A 17,547-nucleotide genomic window follows, 5' to 3' on the forward strand; every position below is an offset into this window, starting at 1 on the left:
TTGATCTTCGTCAACTGCGGCGGCCATAACGCCGGTGGTATGCTACGCGCCAATTTGCCACCCCCCGTAACCCCGGTGGCTCAGTGATGTTTCAAGGTGACCCGATGACTACCCGCACCGAGGCCGTTAAAGCCTACCTGCTTGACCTGCAAGACCGGATTTGCAACGCATTGGAAGCCGAAGATGGCAGCGCCCGCTTCGTCGAAGATGCCTGGACTCGCCCGGCTGGCGGCGGTGGGCGTACCCGAGTCATCGAGAATGGCGGAGTGATCGAAAAAGGCGGGGTTAACTTCTCCCACGTATTCGGCACCGGCCTGCCACCGTCAGCCAGCGCCCATCGGCCCGAGCTGGCCGGGCGAGGTTTTGAGGCGTTGGGCGTGTCGCTGGTGATCCACCCGCACAACCCGCATGTACCGACTTCACACGCCAACGTGCGTTTTTTCATCGCCGAAAAAGAAGGCGAAGAGCCGGTCTGGTGGTTCGGCGGCGGTTTCGACCTGACGCCGTATTACGGGGTAGAAGAAGACTGTGTGCATTGGCACCGTGTCGCCGAGCAGGCCTGTGCGCGGTTTGGGGCCGATGTCTATCCGCGTTACAAGGCATGGTGCGACACCTACTTCCACATCAAACATCGCAACGAACCACGCGGTATTGGCGGCTTGTTTTTCGATGACCTGAACGAGTGGGATTTCGACACCAGCTTCGCCTTCCTGCGCGCGATTGGCGATGCGTACATCGAGGCCTATCTGCCGATCGTCCAGCGCCGCAAGGCCACGGCGTATACCGCGCAACAGCGGGAGTTTCAGGAGTTTCGTCGCGGCCGTTACGTCGAGTTCAATCTGGTCTATGACCGTGGCACACTGTTCGGCCTGCAATCAGGTGGGCGTACCGAGTCGATCCTGATGTCACTGCCGCCGCACGTGCGCTGGGGCTATGACTGGAAAGCCGAGCCCGGCACCGAAGAAGCCCGTCTGACCGAGTATTTCTTGCAGGATCGCGATTGGTTGGCGCAGGCCTGATACCGGGTCAAAATTCAGGAATCCCCATGGACCGCTACGTCGTTTTCGGTAACCCCATTGGTCACAGCAAATCGCCGTTGATCCATCGTCTGTTCGCCGAGCAGACCGGTCAGCAGCTCGATTACAGCACCTTGCTGGCGCCGCTGGACGATTTCATCGGCTGCGCTCAGGCGTTCTTTGAGCACGGCCAGGGCGCCAACGTCACCGTGCCGTTCAAGGAGCAGGCCTTTCGCTTGGCCGACAGCCTGACCGAGCGCGCACAGCGTGCGGGTGCCGTGAACACGTTGCGTAAGGGGGCCGATGGTCGACTGCTCGGCGATAACACCGATGGCGCGGGGTTGGTGCGGGATTTGAAGGTAAATGCCGGCGTCAGCTTGCAGGGCAAACGCATCCTTCTGCTCGGCGCGGGTGGTGCGGTACGGGGTGCGCTGGAGCCGCTGCTGGCTGAAAAACCGCTGGCGGTGGTGATCGCCAATCGCACCGTGGAAAAAGCCGAGTTGCTGGCCCATCAATTCGCCGACCTGGGGCCGGTGTCCGCCGCTGGTTTCAGTTGGCTGGCAGAGCCGGTAGACCTGATCATCAATGCCACTTCCGCCAGCCTCGCGGGTGAGCTGCCGCCGATTTCGCCAAGCCTTATTCTGCCGGGTCACACCGTCTGCTACGACATGATGTACGGCAAAGAGCCGACGCCATTCTGCCGCTGGGCCACCGAGCACGGCGCGGCCCACGTGCTGGACGGTCTGGGCATGCTCGCCGAGCAGGCTGCGGAGGCGTTCTATCTATGGCGCGGCGTTCGCCCGGATACGGGGCCTGTGCTGGCTGAGTTACGACGGCAGTTGGCCAGCGCCTGATGCCTGGGCGCCCGCCCGGTCACCGTTAATCCTCGAACAGAATCGGGCATTTCTCTGGTCCTTCGAGCTTGCGCAGTTCCTCGATCACTTGGGGCCGGGCGCGCCTGAGGGTCAGGCTGCGGCCATGGGCACGCAGGCGGCGGGCTTCCTGATGGAGCATTTCAACGCCTGAATAATCGATGAAGTTGATGTGTTGCGCATCGATCACCACGCGCGGCCCCTTACTGCGTTGCAGAATGACTTGCAGGTAATGGCTGGCGCCGAAAAAGATCGAGCCGCCGACCCGCAGGATATCGTCGTCGCCATCGCGCCACTGCTGGACCCGTGGTTGTGAGGTGCGCTTGAGGTAGAAGAACAGCGACGCCAGCACGCCCGCGTAAATCGCCGTTTGCAGCTCCAGCAACAGGGTCGCCAGGCAGGTCAGTGCCATCACCAGGAACTCTGGATGACTGACGCGGAACAGCGAGCGAATGCCGCGATGGTCGACCAATCCCCAGCAGATCAACAGGATCGATGCTGCCATGCTCGGGATCGGGATGTGTGCGATCAACGACGCCCCGGCCACCGCGAACAACGCCACCCACAGCGCCGAAAATACCCCGGCCAATGGCGAGCGAGCGCCGCCTTCGTAACTCAGGCCTGATCGAGTAAAGGAGCCGGAGGACAGATAGCCCGAGAACAAGGCGCCCACCATGTTGGACAGGCCTTGGGCGCGAAGTTCTTGATTGGCGTTGAGCAATTGTTGCGAGCGTGCGGACAGCGAGCGGGCAATCGACAAGCTGGTGACCAGCCCGAGCATGCCTACTGCCACGGCACTGGGCAGGAGTTTCAGAGCCAGCTCCAGGTCCAGTGGTAATGCACTGAACGGCGGCAAATGCCCAACGAAGGCGCTGACCAACTTAACGTGGCCGAACATCGCGGGCCACAGCCAGACCAACACACTCCCGGCCACCAGGGTGATCAGTAGCGTCGGCCAACGGGGCACCAGGTATTTCAGAAACGCGCCCAGGCCCAGGGTTATGGCGCCTAGCATCAACGAGGGGTGGTCGATCTCGCCCCGATGCTCAAGCAGCGTCATCAGGCTTCGAAGCGCGGTAGTCTGGCCGCTGAGTTCCAGGCCGAACAAATTAGGCAGTTGCCCCAACGCAATCACCACGGCGGCGCCCAAGGTAAAGCCCAGCACCACCGAATGTGAAACGAAGTTCACCACAGCGCCAAAGCGCAGCAGCCCCAGCAGCCATTGAAAGATCCCGGCGAGAAAGGTTAGCAACAGGATCAAGGTGATGTAGTCCTGGCTGCCCGGAGCCGCCATGGGACTGATGCTGGCGTACAGCACGATAGAGATCGCCGCGGTGGGGCCGCAGATCAAGTGCCACGACGAGCCCCACAGGCAGGCGATCAGCACCGGAACGATGGCCGCGTACAGACCGTATTCAGGCGGCAAGCCGGCGATCAGGGCGTAAGCGATGGATTGCGGCAGCGCTAGAATCGCTCCGCTCAGCCCCACCACGGCATCACGACCGACGCTGGCGCGGGTCTGCCGGGGCAGCCATTCGAGGAACGGCAAAAATTTGTGGCGATTGAGCCAACCCATGAAACTCTCGGTAATTTTGCAGAGGCGTAAGGGTGAGGTTTTAGCGATGTGGGCGCAAGTGAAGGTGACCGCTGCGCGCTTCTACAGGGAAATGCGATCTACTGTAGAAGCGCGCTTGCCCGCGATAAGCCCAAAGGGCTTTAAAGCGTGGCTTTTACCGCCGTCAGTGCATCCTTCTCGTCGAGGGTTTTCACCCCGTCGAGCCATTTATCCAGGACTGCCGGGTTGGCTTTGATCCAGGCCTTGGCCGCTTCAGTGTTGGTGATTTTCTTGTTAACCACCTCGGCCATGATGCTGTTCTCCATTTCCTGGGTGAAGCTCAGGTTGGTCAGCAACTTGCCTACGTTCGGACAGGCCTGGCTGTAGCCCTTGCGGGTCAGGGTATAAACGCTGCCGGTGTCACCGAAATAAGCCTCGCCACCTTTGAGGTAGTGCATTTTCAGCTGCACGTTCATCGGGTGCGGGGTCCAGCCGAGGAACACCACGAAGCTTTGTTTCTTCACGTTGCGACTGACTTCAGCCAACATCGCCTGCTCACTGGACTCAACCAGTTTCCACTGGCCCAGGTCGAATTCGTTCTTTTTGATGATCGATTGCAGCGACAGGTTGGCCGGTGCGCCGGAGCCGATGCCATACAGCTTCTTGCCGAACTTGTCGGCAAACTTGTTCAGGTCGGCAAAGTTATGCACACCCGCGTCCCAGACATAGTCCGGCACGGCGAGGGTGAATTCGGTGCCGTCCAGGTTCTTGGCCAACTGTGTGACATCGCCATTGGCCACGAACTTGTCGTAAAAGCCTTGTTGCGCAGGCATCCAGTTGCCGAGGAAGACATCCACCTGGCCATCCTTGAGCCCACCGTATGCAATCGGTACCGCGAGCGTGTCGACCTTGGCCTTGTAACCCATGCCGTCCAGCAAGACGCTGGCGATGGCGTTGGTCGCGGCGATATCGCTCCAGCCCGGATCCGCCATTTTTACCGTGCTGCAACTCTGCTCGGCATAAGCGGAAACGCTGCCCAATGCCATGAAACCGACCGCAAGTGTTGTGGATAACTTCATCATGAGTGTGCCCCTTTGGTTTTTTTAGTCTTGGCAGGGTTAGGGTTGTGGATAACGTGCTTTGCGTTCCAAGTCATCAAGGTCGATGTGGTTACGCATGTATTGCTGACTGGCGTCTACCAGCGGCTGGTGATCCCAGCTCTTCAGCTTGCCGATGGCCAACGACTGCGCGACAAAGCGCCGCCGACGTTGACTGGCGAGCACTTGTTGGTGGATCGCCGGTATGTCCCACTTGGCCCGTGCTTCGGCCAGAAAATCAGCGAACAGTTGCTGATGCGCCGGTGACTGGCTCAGCTCTTCGCGTTCTTGCGGATCATTGTTCACATCAAACAGCAGGCAAGGGTCCTGTTCCGAATAGATGAATTTATAGGCGCCACGTCGAATCATCATCAACGGACCGATCGTGCCTTCGGCCATGTATTCGCCAAACACTTCGTCATGCCCCGGCTCACCCCGCAAATGGGGGACCAGTGAGCGACCGTCTAACGGCAGGCCGGCTTCCAGTTCGCCCTCGGCCAGCGCAACGAAGGTTGGCAGTAAGTCGGCGGTGGACACCGCAGCGCTGACCCGACCCGCCGTGAACTGCCCCGGCGCGTAGACCAGCAGTGGTACGCGGGCTGACATCTCGAACCAGTGCATTTTGTACCAGAGGCCGCGCTCGCCCAGCATGTCGCCGTGGTCGCCCGAGAACACGATAATGGTGTCGTCGGCCAGACCGGTGTCTTCGAGGGTTTGCAGGAGCTTGCCGACATTGCTATCGATGTAACTGCACGCCCCGAAATAGGCGCGGCGCGCATCGCGAATCTTATCCACAGGCATCGGCTTGTCCCACAGGTCGTAGACCTTGAGCAGACGTTGCGAGTGCGGGTCTTGCCCGGCTTGATCGGCATGCGGTCGCGGCAGCGGGATGTCTTCGTCGCGGTACATGTCCCAGAAGGTTTTCGGGATGGTGTACGGGTCGTGAGGGTGGGTCATGGACACGGTCAGGCAGAACGGCTGATCACCCTCTTCGCGGATGTGATCGAACAAATATTGCTGGGCCTTGAACACCACCTCTTCGTCGAAATCCAGCTGATTGGTGCGCACGCAGGGACCGGCTTGCAGCACCGACGACATGTTGTGATACCAGCTTGGCCGCACATCCGGCTCGTCCCAGTTCACTGACCAGCCATAGTCAGCCGGGTAAATGTCGCTGGTCAGGCGTTCTTCATAGCCGTGTAACTGGTCCGGCCCGCAAAAGTGCATCTTGCCGGACAGCGCGGTCTTATAGCCGAGGCGACGCAGGTAATGGGCATAGGTCGGTACATCGGCCGGGAAATCAGCGGCGTTGTCATAGGCGCCGATCTTGCTCGGCAGTTGGCCGCTGACCAGGGTGAAACGCGAGGGCGCGCACAGCGGACTGTTGCAATAGGCAGCATCGAATACCACGCCTTCGGCGGCGAGGTGGCTCAGATTGGGCATTTTGATAGGAGATGAGGCGTAAAACGGCAACATCGGCGCGGCCATTTGATCGGCCATGATGAAAAGAATGTTCTTGCGCTTCATGTATTCGCGGCATTCCATAGTGGATATTTATGCGAGAGTGCTGCGCTTGAGGATGCGACCCACAGGTTTAGTGGTAAAGCCCATGCAAAACAATACCTAGGATAAGCTCAGCTTATGTATGAAGCTCTTGGTGATCTTTCACTGGATCTGCTGCGTGCTTTTGAGGCCGCCGCGAGACAGCGCAGCTTTACCGCGGCGGCTGTTGAGCTGGGCACCACGCAGCCTGCCGTCAGCCAGCAAATAAAACGCCTGGAAGAACAGCTTGCTACACGGTTGTTCGACCGCATCTATCGGGGCATCGAGCTGACAGAGGCGGGCGAGGTGCTGTTCGGTTATGTGCAAGCCGGGTTGCAGTCCATCGAGGGCGGGCTAAATGCCGTCACCGCCCAGCGCCAACATGAGGTGCTGCAGGTCGCCACGGACTTTGCGTTTGCCGCCTATTGGTTGATGCCGCGTCTGCATCGGTTTCACCAGGCCAATCCGGATGTGGACGTCAGCTTGGTCACCAGTGAGCGTAGTTACAACATGTTGCGCGCCGATGTCGACGTCGCGGTGCTGTTCGGCGATGGGCGTTTCAAGCAGGGTGAAAGCCGTTGGTTGTTCAGCGAAGAAGTGTTCCCGGTGTGCAGCCCGCAATTGCTGGCCGGGCGTTCCCTGCCCTTGCCCACTGATGCGCTGCTGGAGCTTCCACTGCTGCACTTGCGGGGCGAAGGCAGCAGCAATTGGTTCGACTGGAGCGGCGTGTTTCGTGCGCTGAATATTCAGCAGGCACCTGCCCCCGGCCAATTGCGCTTCGACAATTACACCCTGCTGATCCAGGCTGCAATTGCCGGTCAGGGCGTGGCCATCGGTTGGCGGCATCTGGTCGATGCGCTGCTGGAGCAAGGGCTGCTCTGTCGCCCCATCGCCGCCACCGCCATCTCGGCCCACGGTTATTACGTCGTACTGCCCCAGCGAAAACGGCGAGTGCAACTGGTGCAGCAATTCGTCGACTGGCTGGCGACCGAGCAGGCGCAGAGTGGGGACTTGCTGGCGGGCAGGCCGTTGCCCTCGATTGCGGTGTGATCCGGCAGTCGTCTACACATTTCATTTAGCACACAAAATTCACGTGCTCTCGCACATGCAGGTTCAAGAGCAATTCATCCGCGATGCCTGCGGCCACTCGAGCCAGCCGCTCCAGGGGTTCGGCCAGGCCCGGTTCAAGGGTGTCGCTGATCTGGCTAAAGTGCTCGATGCTCAGCCCGAGTACGCCTTGGGGAGCGTTGACCAACGTCCAGTCCAGGTCACTGTCGCGCAATAACTCGACGATGGTTTCCGCCGCATTTCGCTGTTGCTCGTCAGTTTCAGGCGCCTCGTCAAGCACGGCGAAGTTGCCCGCCAGCACCAGTCGCTTGATACCCATGCGTTGCATGCCTTGGATCAAGTTCTGGGTGGCGCTGATTTGATCTACTGGCCCCGGCGTTATCGCGGGTCGCGTTTCACCGCTGCCCACGGGCAATACGTGGGCGTCCAGCAGGCAAATGACCGCCGAGCAGCCAGCTACGCTTTGACTGACGCGCTCGGCGTCGAACAGGTTGCCGACTTTGGTGCGCAATCCCGGACGCGGCGCCAAGGCGTTCAAATCATCGAGAATGGCGATGACTTCATGCTGGCGCCGCAGGAATTCTGCCATCAAGGCGCTGCCAAAACTGCTGATGGCACCGTACAAAACCAGTTTCAGAACCGGAGTTTCGGCATTCTTCATAGCGAGTAATCCTTGTCTGTGGATAACGTCTCTCTAAGGTTCTGACCCTTTTTATCCCGCAGCAGTTCGCGTCCGCGCAGCGGTTATTTGGAGATTGAGCAATGCACGGTGTTGAGGGCTACCACGCCCACGTTTATTTCGACGAGCAGACCATCGATCAGGCCCGTGCATTGTGCGAAGAGGTTGCGCGGCGTTTTGGGGTAAAGATGGGGCGGATGCATGAAAAGCCGGTAGGTCCGCACCCAAACTGGAGCTGCCAGCTGGCGTTTGATCACGCCCAGTTGGCGGATGTGGTGCTCTGGCTGGCGCTTAATCGCAAGGGGTTGGTGGTGTTGCTGCACCCGCTGACGGGCGATGACCTGGCGGACCACACGGAGCATGCGATCTGGATGGGGGCGGTTCGGGATCTGGACGTTTCGATGTTCAAGCGGTAAGAGGGTTAGTCAGCGTGACGAATCTGCAGGAGAAACCGGGACGCGCAGTCGGGTTGGCTCCTGCAGAGAATCAATCAGTTCAGCACGCCCTCAAGGATGGTGTAGATCACCCCGGTGGTCAGCGCGATCAACACTATGTCGGGGCCCACTCGACGCCATTCGTAACCGTCGTAACGCGGCAATTGCTCAATCGCGCGCGGGTCCAGGCGCTCGCCGTAGCCGTAGGGCAGTGGACGGCCGCGCTCAATACGGAAGCCTGGAGGCAGAGGTTGGCCACGACCGATGAATTCGCGGTGATCATGAAAGGACCGTCGCGCCTCGTCAAAATTTTCTGGCGGGCGACGTGGGCCATGATCGTCACGACGATCATTGCGCTCATCGTGGCCGCGATTTTCCTGGTTGCCATTGCCTTGGTGATTTTCGCCCTGACGGCCGCCATCCTGGCCGCCACGCTGATCGCGTTCATCGGCATGCAACAACGGGCTGGCACTGATCATCAAGATACCCAGGCCTGCAATCAAACGGGTTGGCAGTTTCATTTCTCGTTCCTCGAAATTCGGTCAGCAAAAAGGGGTTTAAGCCATCGGCTCTAAACCCCTTTCGCTTGTTACTTGGTGTGTCTGCCGAGGTTTAAATTCCTCGCTCACCCAATCTTTACTCTTACTTGACACGGGCCTTGCGCACGCCTTCGGCCAAGGCCGAGCACAGGCTCAACACGTCGTCGATTGCCTGCTTCGGTGACGCGGCGGTGGCGATCTTGTCCACCAGTGCCGAACCCACTACAACGCCGTCAGCCAGTCTGGCAATCGCGGCCGCCTGCTCTGGAGTACGGATACCGAAACCGACGCTGATTGGCAGATCGGTGTGGCGACGCAGACGTTCGATGGCGGTTTTAACTTGATCCGAGGTCGCGGAACCGGCCCCGGTGACACCCGCGACCGACACGTAGTAAACGAAGCCGGAGCTGCGTTCCAGCACGCGTGGCAGGCGCGCGTCATCGGTGGTCGGTGTGGTCAGGCGAATGAAATCGATGCCTGCGGCCTGGGCCGGGGTTGCCAGTTCGGTGTCATGCTCTGGTGGCAGGTCGACGATGATCAAACCGTCGACCCCGACTTCTTTGGCTTGAGCGACGAACGCTTCGACGCCAAAGCGGTGGATCGGGTTGTAGTAACCCATCAGCACGATCGGGGTGGTCTGGTCATTGACGCGGAATTCGCCAACCATTTTCAGGGTTTTCGCCAGTGTCTGCCCAGCGTCCAGTGCGCGCAGGGTCGCCAGCTGGATCGCCACGCCGTCGGCCATTGGATCGGTGAACGGCATGCCCAACTCAATCACATCGGCACCCGCTGCTGGCAGGCCTTTAAGAATGGCCAGCGATGCATCGTAGCCAGGGTCGCCGGCGGTGACGAAGGTCACCAGTGCCGCACGGCCTTCGGTTTTCAGCTCGGCAAAGCGTTGTTCCAGGCGGCTCATACCAGTTTCTCCTGAGTCTTGGCATCGGCGGCCATATGGTCCATCACGGTTTGCATGTCTTTATCGCCACGGCCCGAGAGGCAGACCACCATCAAGTGGTCATCGCGCAGGTTGCTTGCACGTTTCATGGCTTCGGCCAAGGCGTGCGCGGTCTCCAGAGCGGGGATGATGCCCTCCAGGAGGCAGCAGTGGTGGAAGGCTTCGAGGGCTTCGTCATCCGTGATGCTGACGTACTCAACGCGCTTCACTTCATGCAGGTAAGCGTGCTCAGGGCCAATGCCAGGGTAATCCAGGCCAGCTGAAATCGAGTGCGCGTCGGTGATCTGGCCGTCGGCATCCTGGAGCAGATAGGTGCGATTGCCGTGCAATACGCCGGGAACACCGCCGTTCAGGCTGGCGGCGTGCTTGCCGGTATGAACCCCGTGACCACCGGCTTCGACGCCGATGAGTTTGACGCTGGCATCATTGAGGAACGAGTGGAACAGGCCCATGGCGTTGGAACCGCCACCGACACATGCGATAAGGCTGTCTGGCAGGCGGCCCTCTTTTTCCTGCAGTTGTACTTTGGTTTCTTTGCCGATGATCGACTGAAAGTCGCGCACCATCGCCGGGTACGGGTGTGGACCAGCCACGGTACCGATCATGTAGAAGGTGTCGTCGACATTGGTCACCCAGTCGCGAAGGGCTTCGTTCATGGCGTCTTTCAGGGTGCCGGTGCCGGAGGTGACCGGGACGATTTCCGCGCCCAACAGCCTCATGCGGAACACGTTGGCCTGTTGACGCTCGATGTCGGTGGCGCCCATATAGATCACGCACGGCAGACCGAAGCGGGCAGCGACGGTGGCGGTAGCCACGCCATGCATGCCAGCACCGGTTTCAGCGATCAGGCGTTTCTTGCCCATGCGCTTGGCCAGCAACACCTGGCCAATACAGTTGTTGATCTTGTGCGCGCCGGTGTGGTTCAGCTCTTCGCGCTTGAAGTAGATTTTCGCGCCGCCGCAATACTCGGTCAGGCGTTCCGCGAAATACAGCGGGTTTGGACGGCCGATGTAGTCGCGCTGGAAATAGGCCAGTTGCTCGATGAATTCAGGATCAATCTTGGCGGCTTCGTACTCGCGGTTCAGGTCGAGTACCAGTGGCATCAAGGTTTCAGCCACGTAGCGGCCGCCGAATGAGCCAAACAGGCCATTGGCATCAGGGCCGCTGCTGAAGTTAGTCTGGGTCATGGGACCTCCAGGTGGTTTGAAGAAAAGGATTAGCCAATCAGGCAATGAGCTCACTTTAACCAGCACGAGCATCAATGAAAACCGATAAGATCAACGCAACCTGTCAGGAAAACTCACAGATACCATGAGCCGCGATCTCCCTCCCCTCAACGCCCTGCGCGCTTTCGAAGCGGCGGCGCGCTTGAACAGCGTCAGTCAGGCTGCCGAGCAGCTGCACGTCACCCACGGGGCGGTCAGTCGCCAGCTTAAAGTGCTTGAAGAGCATCTGGGGCTGGCCTTGTTCGTCAAGGATGGGCGCGGCCTTAAACTCACAGATGCCGGCATTCGTTTGCGTGATGCCAGTGCCGAGGCGTTTGAGCGGTTGCGTACCGTGTGTGCGGAGCTGACCCACGATAAGGCTGATGCGCCTTTCGTTCTCGGCTGTTCGGGCAGCCTGCTGGCACGCTGGTTTATCCCGCGCCTGGGCCGACTGAATGCCGAACTGCCGGATCTTCGTCTGCACTTGTCGGCGGGCGAAGGCGATCTAGACCCGCGTCGACCGGGTCTGGACGCGTTGCTGATCTTCGCCGAGCCACCATGGCCTGCGGACATGCAGGTCTATGAACTGGCCAGCGAGCGTATTGGCCCGGTCCTCAGCCCACGGTTTGCGCGTTTCGAGCACCTGCGCCAGGCACCAGCTCAAGCGCTGCTGAGTGAGGCATTGCTGCAAACGACGTCGCGTCCGCAAGCCTGGCCTCTTTGGGCACAACAAAACGGCATCGAGCCTGCTGCCTTGCATTACGGGCAGGGTTTCGAGCATTTGTATTATTTGCTGGAGGCAGCCGTCGCCGGGCTGGGCATCGCCATTGCCCCGGAACCCCTGGTCGCCGATGATTTGCGCGCCGGACGCCTGGCTGCGCCTTGGGGTTTCAGTGAAACCCCGGCGCAGCTGGCGTTATGGGTACCTAAACGCGCCGCAGACGGGCGTGCTCAGCAGTTGGCGCAGTGGCTCAAGACTGAGCTTGAGCGTGCTGCCAGCGGCTGATCAGTGAGTGCGTTTGCACAATAGGTAAGCTGCCAGCAGACCGACAGCGCCTACGGCCACACCTGCGGTGGTCCACGGGTGTTCTTGAGCGTAATCACGGGTAGCGACACCGGTTTCGCGGGTCTTTTCCTTGACGTCTTCATACACATCACTGAGCAGGTGGCGTGAATGGCTCAGTGCGCTTTCGGCGTTGGCTTTCAAGGCTTTCAGGGTTTTGTGCGACTCTTCCGAGGCGTCGGACTTAAGGCTCTCAAGGGACTTGAGAAGGCTTTCGATCTCGGCTTCCATGCTTTGCAACGAGGCTTTACGTAAAGAAGTGTTGGCCATGGTGGATCTCCTGCATTGATGAGAGGCGTGTGTTCTTTCCGACTGCGGGGTTTGAGGAAAGTGCGGTGCGTATTAACGTTTCAGATGATTTTCGCTCAGGGAGTAAGGTGCAATTTCACTGCTACGCTCTTATCGACACCTTCAGGAGAACCGTCATGACTGATCACCATACCTACAAGAAAGTCGAGTTAGTCGGCTCATCGTCCACAACGATTGAAGACGCCATCAATAATGCAATCGCTGAAGCCAATAAGAGCATCAAGCACATGGAGTGGTTCGAAGTGCTGGAAACCCGAGGGCACATCAGAGAGGGCAAGGTTGCACACTATCAGGTCACCCTGAACGTCGGCTTCCGGATTGAGAATAGCTGACTGCGCTGAACTTTCGCACTGGCCGATTGCCATAATTTCCGCTACACACAAGAGAACCCGCTGTCTAGAAACGGTTGGCGCGGTCAAGGACTTGGGTTGTTTTTCAACCTGGTTAATTTAACGAGGGAGTGTGACCAATGAAGAAAATTCTACTGGCAGTTGGTTTGTTAAGCATTGCGGGAACTGCGATGGCAGCTGGCAAGTCCTGTGATGATTTGAAGTCGGAAATCGACGCGAAGATCAAGGCAAAGGGCGCCTCGACCTACACGTTGGAAGTCGTCGCCAAAGGCAGTGCGGCCGACGGGAAAGTAGTCGGTACCTGTGAACGCGGTACCAAGGAAATCGTGTACAAACGCGGCTGACTTATCGCTGTTTCATAAAAAACCGACGCACATGGCGTCGGTTTTTTATGTCCAGTGACGGGGTTTTCGCCACTCTTTTTTTGGGTGAGCCTCAGCCCAGCACGGTTTGCGCCAGAATCTCATACGAGCGCAGTCGATCCGTGTGTTCATACAGGTCGCAGGTGAAGATCAACTCATCGGCTTGGGTCTGTTCCAGCAGCACATCCAGTTTGGCGCGGATTTTCTGCGGGCCGCCGACCATCGCCAGGCCGAGGAAACTCGCGACCGCTTCGCGCTCATGGGGTAACCATAGGGCGTCCATGGTGTCGACCGGTGGACGCTGCATCAGGCTTTGGCCGCGCATCAACGCCAGAATCCGCTGATAGACCGAGGTTGCCAGGTAATCCGCATGTTCGTCGGTATCGGCAGCCACCAATGGCACGCCGAGCATGACGTACGGCTTTTCCAAATAGGTCGAGGGCTTGAAATGATTACGGTAGACGCGAATGGCTTCGTGCATGTAACGCGGCGCAAAGTGTGAGGCAAAGGCATATGGCAGACCGCGCTCCCCTGCCAGTTGCGCGCTGAACAAGCTGGAACCCAGCAACCAGACCGGAACGTTAGTGCCCGAACCCGGCACAGCGATCACTTTTTGATCAGGTGTGCGCGGTCCGAGATAGCGCAGAAGCTCGGTGACGTCTTCAGGAAAATCGTCGGCGCTGCCGGATCGCTCACGACGCAGGGCGCGAGCGGTCATTTGATCGGAGCCTGGTGCGCGGCCCAGGCCCAGGTCGATCCGCCCCGGGTACAGGCTGGCGAGGGTGCCGAACTGTTCTGCGATTATCAGCGGTGCATGGTTGGGCAGCATGACCCCGCCCGCCCCGACCCGAATCGTCGAGGTGCCACCGGCCAGATAGCCGAGCAACACCGCTGTCGCGGAGCTGGCGATGCCGTCCATGTTGTGGTGCTCAGCGACCCAGAAACGGTTGTAACCGAGTTTTTCAACATGCTGCGCCAAATCCAGCGAATTACGCAGAGACTGCGCCGGGCCGGCATCCTGGCGCACGGGCACCAGATCGAGGGTTGAGATTTTGATATCCGCTAAACGTTTCATAAGCCGCTAAATAGCCTCTGGAGTGCGTTGTGCAGGCTTGGCCTATGACGCCTGAGGATGACCAAAACCTACCCTGATTTATAAAGAATGTGGGCAGATATCTGAGATTCAATGGCTGGGCCGGAAAAGTCCTACTGAATTACTAGGTTTTACCGGCAGTTGAACTTTATCGAGACGGCCATCCTCAGAACCTTAGTCCCTGTGCGAACCCCCTCGCACACTGTCATGAGGAGAGACCATGAGCATTATCAAGAAAGCATCGGCACATTGGGAAGGCGATCTGAAGAGCGGTATTGGTAGCCTCTCCACCGAAACCAATGTCCTTAACAAAGCACCCTACGGCTTCAAGGCGCGCTTCGAAGGCGGCAAGGGCACCAATCCGGAGGAGCTGATTGGCGCGGCTCATGCGGGCTGTTTCTCTATGGCGCTGTCGATGATTCTCGGCGAAGCCAATCTGAAAGCCGACAGCATCGATACTGAAGCCCAAGTGACCCTGGAGCAATTGGCTGAAGGTTTTTCCATCACTGCCGTGCACCTGATCCTTAAAGCGAAGATCCCGGGCGCCACGCAGCAGCAGTTCGACGAACTGACCAGGAAAGCCAAGGAAGGCTGCCCGGTGTCCAAAGTGCTGAACGCGAAAATCACCCTGGACGCAACGCTGGTCAGCTAATCGACCTCGTTGCCACGACTAGGCCCGCACAGCTCAGCCTGTGCGGGCTGTTCACTCGCTCTGCCCTCCGTATTCAGCCGCTATTGACGTCACACGTGGCCGACGTAATGAAAGTCGAATGGATCGTTGCAGCGTTAGCGCAGTACTCTGTGCGCCGTATCGAAGGAGTCGAGTATGAAACGTTTCGTTTTAGCTGTTATCTGTACCGTATCGGCCACCAGCGTGTTGGCGGCAGTCAAACCCTGCGAAGAACTCAAGGCCGAGATCGAGTCCCGAATCCAGGCCAATAATGTGAGTTCCTACACCCTGGAAATCGTCAGCAATGACGAAGTGCATGACCAGAACATGGTCGTCGGCACATGCGAGGGCGGCAGCAAAAAAATCATCTACCAAAAGAACGACAAGTGATCACAGACAGGTGACCTCGCGGTCTTCGGCGACCATCTGGCGCTGGGCGTCATACAAACGGCCGCTGATGGTGATGCCAGCCGAGCGTCCTTCGAGACGATAACGTTGCCCTGGGGCGAAGTGGTCATAACGCAGGACGATGTAACACGTCCGTTGCGAGCTCTCGAACATTCCGCCAAACCCGCCGCCGTAGATCTCGTAGTCATACCGCATCTGCAACTCGTGGCTGCCGGGCGGCACCTGAAAGTAACGCCCGTCGTCCAGTCGCTTACCGTCGAGCTTGTCGGCCATCACCAGGTTCCCGGTGTAGGTGAACATCTCGACCCACGCCTGTTGCGGGTCAGCAGGCGGCATAGGGCTGGCGCACCCGGCGAGGGCAATCAGGGCAGATATCAATAATGGCTGGCGCATGGCAGGCTCCGTGATCGAACACGTGTTAATGATAGTTGCGTCAGGGGCGGACTGTCCGGCATAACGCTTATTCAATAAGAGATTAAGGCCGGAGCATGATTCGACACGACAGGCTGTTTCTCAGCCGTGGTTTTGCGCTACTGACGTTGTTCTTGCTTGGCGGCTGCTCCAGCATCGATTACTACAGCCAACTGGCCAGCGGTCAATGGCGCTTGCTGCATGCCCGTGAACCGGTGGCCGAGGTCATCGCCGACCCCAATAGCGCCCCGGCATTGCGCGAGCATCTGATCAAATCGCAGCAGGCTCGGGCTTTCGCCAGCCATCAACTGCACCTGCCGGATAACCCCAGCTACCGCCTGTATGTCGATATCGGCCGACCTTATGTGGTGTGGAATGTGTTCGCGACAGGGGCGTTCTCGCTGGACCCGGTCACCCATTGCTTTCCAGTCGCCGGGTGCGTCGCGTATCGCGGTTATTACAGCCAGGGCGCAGCCAGAGGCGAGGCCGCGTTGCAGCGTCAGGCAGGCATGGATGTCTACGTCAGTGGGGTAGAAACATATTCCACGCTGGGCTGGTTCGACGATCCCATTCTTAGCTCGATGCTCAGTCGGGGTGATGAGCGCATGGCCGCGTTGATTTTTCACGAGCTGGCGCATCAGCGTTTTTATGTGAAGGACGACACTGAGTTCAACGAGTCTTATGCCAACTTCGTCGAGCAGGAAGGCGCCCGCCAATGGCGGGCGGCACGAGGGTTGGCCCCGCAAAGCCTGGCGGCCTCGAAACAGAATGATCAGTTTATTCAGTTGGTTCTGGATACTCGGGAACGCTTGAAGGCACTGTACGATCAGCCACTCGCGGCCGAGATGATGCGTGAGCGCAAAGCGGCGGAGTTCGAGCGGTTGCGCCGTGATTATAGGCAGATGCGCGATACGCAGTGGGCAGGCGATAAACGCTTCGATCCCTGGATCAATGCGCCGATGAACAACGCCAAACTGCTGCCCTTTGGACTCTACGACCAGTGGGTGCCGGCATTTGCCGCGCTGTTCAAGCAGGTCAACGGTGACTGGCCCGCGTTCTACGGCGCAGTGGAAAAGCTGGGAGCGCTGCCGATGGAACAGCGCAAGGCGGCGTTGCGGAGGCTGGCGGGATCAGACACATGACTGTAGGAGCTGCGAAGACCATTCAACGCGGCCCACCGGCTGCCCCTTGATCCCGATCATGGCGGCAGGGTCAAACCCAAACCCGTCGGAAGCCCGTGCCGGGCTTATTCGCAGACAAGTCAGCTCCTACAGGGGATCAGCTCACAGCGGCTGATCGTAACCTTCGGCCAGGTGTTGATCCTTGAGCTTCACGTAGTTGCTGGCGCTGTAGCTGAAGAATGCGCGCTCTTTGTCTGTCAGCGCCCGCACCTGTTTCACCGGGCTGCCAACGTACAGAAAGCCGCTCTCCAATCGCTTGCCCGGCGGTACCAGGCTGCCAGCGCCGATGATCACCTCGTCCTCGACCACCGCACCGTCCATGACGATGCTGCCCATGCCGATCAAGATGCGATTACCGACCGTGCAGCCATGCAGCATGACTTTATGGGCGATGGTCACTTCATCGCCAATCAGCAGGGGAAAGCCGTCCGGGTTGAACGGGCCCGCATGGGTAATGTGCAGCACGCAGCCGTCCTGGACACTGGTGCGCGCGCCGATGCGGATGTGGTGCATGTCGCCGCGAATCACGGTCAACGGCCAGATCGAACTGTCGGCGCCAATCTCTACATCGCCGATCACCTCCGCCGAATAGTCGACAAATGCGCGCTCGGCGAGCACTGGAATGTGGTGCTGATATTTGCGAATAGCCACGATAGGTTCCTTCTCTGAGACTTATAGATGGGTCTGAGTGCTGCGGTCAGCGTCGATTGTAATTAAGATGTGCCAGTGATTCTTCCA

At 59.0% G+C, this 17,547-nt stretch carries 21 protein-coding genes; 10 read left to right on the forward strand and 11 right to left on the reverse strand.

The window, feature by feature from the left end:
- Window positions 1-104 precede the first annotated feature (104 nt).
- Window positions 105-1,019 carry an oxygen-dependent coproporphyrinogen oxidase gene (gene hemF / locus RHM55_RS15060; RefSeq protein ID WP_322177137.1) on the forward strand — a complete coding sequence of 305 codons (915 nt, stop codon included), beginning with the start codon at window positions 105-107 and terminating at the stop codon, window positions 1,017-1,019.
- A 26-nt stretch (window positions 1,020-1,045) separates the two neighbouring features.
- Entirely contained in the window at window positions 1,046-1,870 is an 825-nt protein-coding gene (gene aroE, locus RHM55_RS15065; protein WP_322177138.1) for a shikimate dehydrogenase, read from the forward strand.
- Window positions 1,871-1,895: 25 nt separating this feature from the next.
- Here aroE and RHM55_RS15070 read toward each other — a convergent pair whose 3' ends face one another.
- From RHM55_RS15070 to betC, 3 genes are all read right to left on the reverse strand, one after another.
- A complete protein-coding gene (locus RHM55_RS15070; RefSeq protein WP_322177139.1) occupies window positions 1,896-3,464 on the reverse strand; it encodes a SulP family inorganic anion transporter in 1,569 nt (522 codons plus the stop codon).
- A gap of 140 nt (window positions 3,465-3,604) precedes the next feature.
- Window positions 3,605-4,525 (reverse strand): choline ABC transporter substrate-binding protein, encoded by a 921-nt coding sequence (choX, locus tag RHM55_RS15075; protein ID WP_322177140.1) that lies wholly within the window; start codon window positions 4,523-4,525, stop codon window positions 3,605-3,607.
- Between the two features lie 36 nt (window positions 4,526-4,561).
- Window positions 4,562-6,067: a choline-sulfatase gene (betC, locus tag RHM55_RS15080; protein WP_322177141.1), complete on the reverse strand. Its 1,506-nt coding sequence runs from the start codon at window positions 6,065-6,067 to the stop codon at window positions 4,562-4,564.
- A 114-nt stretch (window positions 6,068-6,181) separates the two neighbouring features.
- Here betC and RHM55_RS15085 point away from each other — a divergent pair, with 114 nt between their 5' ends.
- Window positions 6,182-7,132 carry a choline sulfate utilization transcriptional regulator gene (locus RHM55_RS15085; RefSeq protein WP_322177142.1) on the forward strand — a complete coding sequence of 317 codons (951 nt, stop codon included), beginning with the start codon at window positions 6,182-6,184 and terminating at the stop codon, window positions 7,130-7,132.
- Window positions 7,133-7,157: 25 nt separating this feature from the next.
- Here RHM55_RS15085 and RHM55_RS15090 read toward each other — a convergent pair whose 3' ends face one another.
- Complete coding sequence (locus RHM55_RS15090; RefSeq protein ID WP_322177143.1) at window positions 7,158-7,811, reverse strand: NAD(P)-binding oxidoreductase; 654 nt, start codon at window positions 7,809-7,811, stop codon at window positions 7,158-7,160.
- A 101-nt stretch (window positions 7,812-7,912) separates the two neighbouring features.
- Between RHM55_RS15090 and RHM55_RS15095 the strand changes: the two genes are divergently transcribed.
- Window positions 7,913-8,245: a DOPA 4,5-dioxygenase family protein gene (locus RHM55_RS15095; protein ID WP_322177144.1), complete on the forward strand. Its 333-nt coding sequence runs from the start codon at window positions 7,913-7,915 to the stop codon at window positions 8,243-8,245.
- Window positions 8,246-8,319: 74 nt separating this feature from the next.
- Here RHM55_RS15095 and RHM55_RS15100 read toward each other — a convergent pair whose 3' ends face one another.
- From RHM55_RS15100 to trpB, 3 genes are all read right to left on the reverse strand, one after another.
- Window positions 8,320-8,784 (reverse strand): anti-virulence regulator CigR family protein, encoded by a 465-nt coding sequence (locus tag RHM55_RS15100; RefSeq protein WP_322177145.1) that lies wholly within the window; start codon window positions 8,782-8,784, stop codon window positions 8,320-8,322.
- Between the two features lie 121 nt (window positions 8,785-8,905).
- Window positions 8,906-9,718: a tryptophan synthase subunit alpha gene (gene trpA / locus RHM55_RS15105; protein ID WP_322177146.1), complete on the reverse strand. Its 813-nt coding sequence runs from the start codon at window positions 9,716-9,718 to the stop codon at window positions 8,906-8,908.
- The gene (gene trpB, locus RHM55_RS15110) at window positions 9,715-10,944 is read right to left on the reverse strand and encodes a tryptophan synthase subunit beta (protein ID WP_322177147.1); all 1,230 of its coding nucleotides are present in this window, start codon (window positions 10,942-10,944) and stop codon (window positions 9,715-9,717) included. Before trpB ends, trpA begins: the two co-directional genes overlap by 4 nt.
- 124 nt (window positions 10,945-11,068) lie before the next feature.
- On the opposite strand from trpB, the gene RHM55_RS15115 reads away from it, so the two are divergent.
- Window positions 11,069-11,968, forward strand: coding sequence for a LysR family transcriptional regulator (locus tag RHM55_RS15115; RefSeq protein ID WP_219063332.1), 900 nt, complete (start codon window positions 11,069-11,071; stop codon window positions 11,966-11,968).
- On the opposite strand, the gene RHM55_RS15120 is transcribed toward RHM55_RS15115, so the two are convergent.
- On the reverse strand, window positions 11,969-12,295 hold the full coding sequence (locus RHM55_RS15120) for a DUF883 family protein (RefSeq protein WP_322177148.1): 327 nt from the start codon (window positions 12,293-12,295) through the stop codon (window positions 11,969-11,971).
- 155 nt (window positions 12,296-12,450) lie between these two features.
- On the opposite strand from RHM55_RS15120, the gene RHM55_RS15125 reads away from it, so the two are divergent.
- The gene (locus RHM55_RS15125; protein ID WP_322177149.1) at window positions 12,451-12,666 is read left to right on the forward strand and encodes a dodecin; all 216 of its coding nucleotides are present in this window, start codon (window positions 12,451-12,453) and stop codon (window positions 12,664-12,666) included.
- 137 nt (window positions 12,667-12,803) lie between these two features.
- A complete protein-coding gene (locus RHM55_RS15130) occupies window positions 12,804-13,028 on the forward strand; it encodes a DUF1161 domain-containing protein (protein WP_322177150.1) in 225 nt (74 codons plus the stop codon).
- Window positions 13,029-13,119: 91 nt separating this feature from the next.
- Here the strand turns inward: RHM55_RS15130 and RHM55_RS15135 are convergent, their stop codons facing one another.
- Entirely contained in the window at window positions 13,120-14,121 is a 1,002-nt protein-coding gene (locus RHM55_RS15135) for an LLM class flavin-dependent oxidoreductase (RefSeq protein ID WP_322177151.1), read from the reverse strand.
- A gap of 238 nt (window positions 14,122-14,359) precedes the next feature.
- Here RHM55_RS15135 and RHM55_RS15140 point away from each other — a divergent pair, with 238 nt between their 5' ends.
- Both RHM55_RS15140 and RHM55_RS15145 read left to right on the forward strand, forming a co-directional pair.
- Window positions 14,360-14,791, forward strand: coding sequence for an OsmC family protein (locus RHM55_RS15140; protein ID WP_322177152.1), 432 nt, complete (start codon window positions 14,360-14,362; stop codon window positions 14,789-14,791).
- A gap of 174 nt (window positions 14,792-14,965) precedes the next feature.
- Window positions 14,966-15,199: a DUF1161 domain-containing protein gene (locus RHM55_RS15145; RefSeq protein ID WP_219063326.1), complete on the forward strand. Its 234-nt coding sequence runs from the start codon at window positions 14,966-14,968 to the stop codon at window positions 15,197-15,199.
- Here the strand turns inward: RHM55_RS15145 and RHM55_RS15150 are convergent, their stop codons facing one another.
- On the reverse strand, window positions 15,200-15,610 hold the full coding sequence (locus RHM55_RS15150) for a hypothetical protein (protein WP_322177153.1): 411 nt from the start codon (window positions 15,608-15,610) through the stop codon (window positions 15,200-15,202).
- Between the two features lie 95 nt (window positions 15,611-15,705).
- Between RHM55_RS15150 and RHM55_RS15155 the strand changes: the two genes are divergently transcribed.
- Window positions 15,706-16,770 carry an aminopeptidase gene (locus RHM55_RS15155; protein ID WP_322177154.1) on the forward strand — a complete coding sequence of 355 codons (1,065 nt, stop codon included), beginning with the start codon at window positions 15,706-15,708 and terminating at the stop codon, window positions 16,768-16,770.
- A gap of 141 nt (window positions 16,771-16,911) precedes the next feature.
- Here the strand turns inward: RHM55_RS15155 and RHM55_RS15160 are convergent, their stop codons facing one another.
- On the reverse strand, window positions 16,912-17,460 hold the full coding sequence (locus RHM55_RS15160) for a gamma carbonic anhydrase family protein (protein WP_322177155.1): 549 nt from the start codon (window positions 17,458-17,460) through the stop codon (window positions 16,912-16,914).
- Window positions 17,461-17,547 lie beyond the last annotated feature (87 nt).

This window comes from Pseudomonas sp. MH9.2 (assembly GCF_034353875.1).
Classification (GTDB): Bacteria; Pseudomonadota; Gammaproteobacteria; order Pseudomonadales; family Pseudomonadaceae; genus Aquipseudomonas.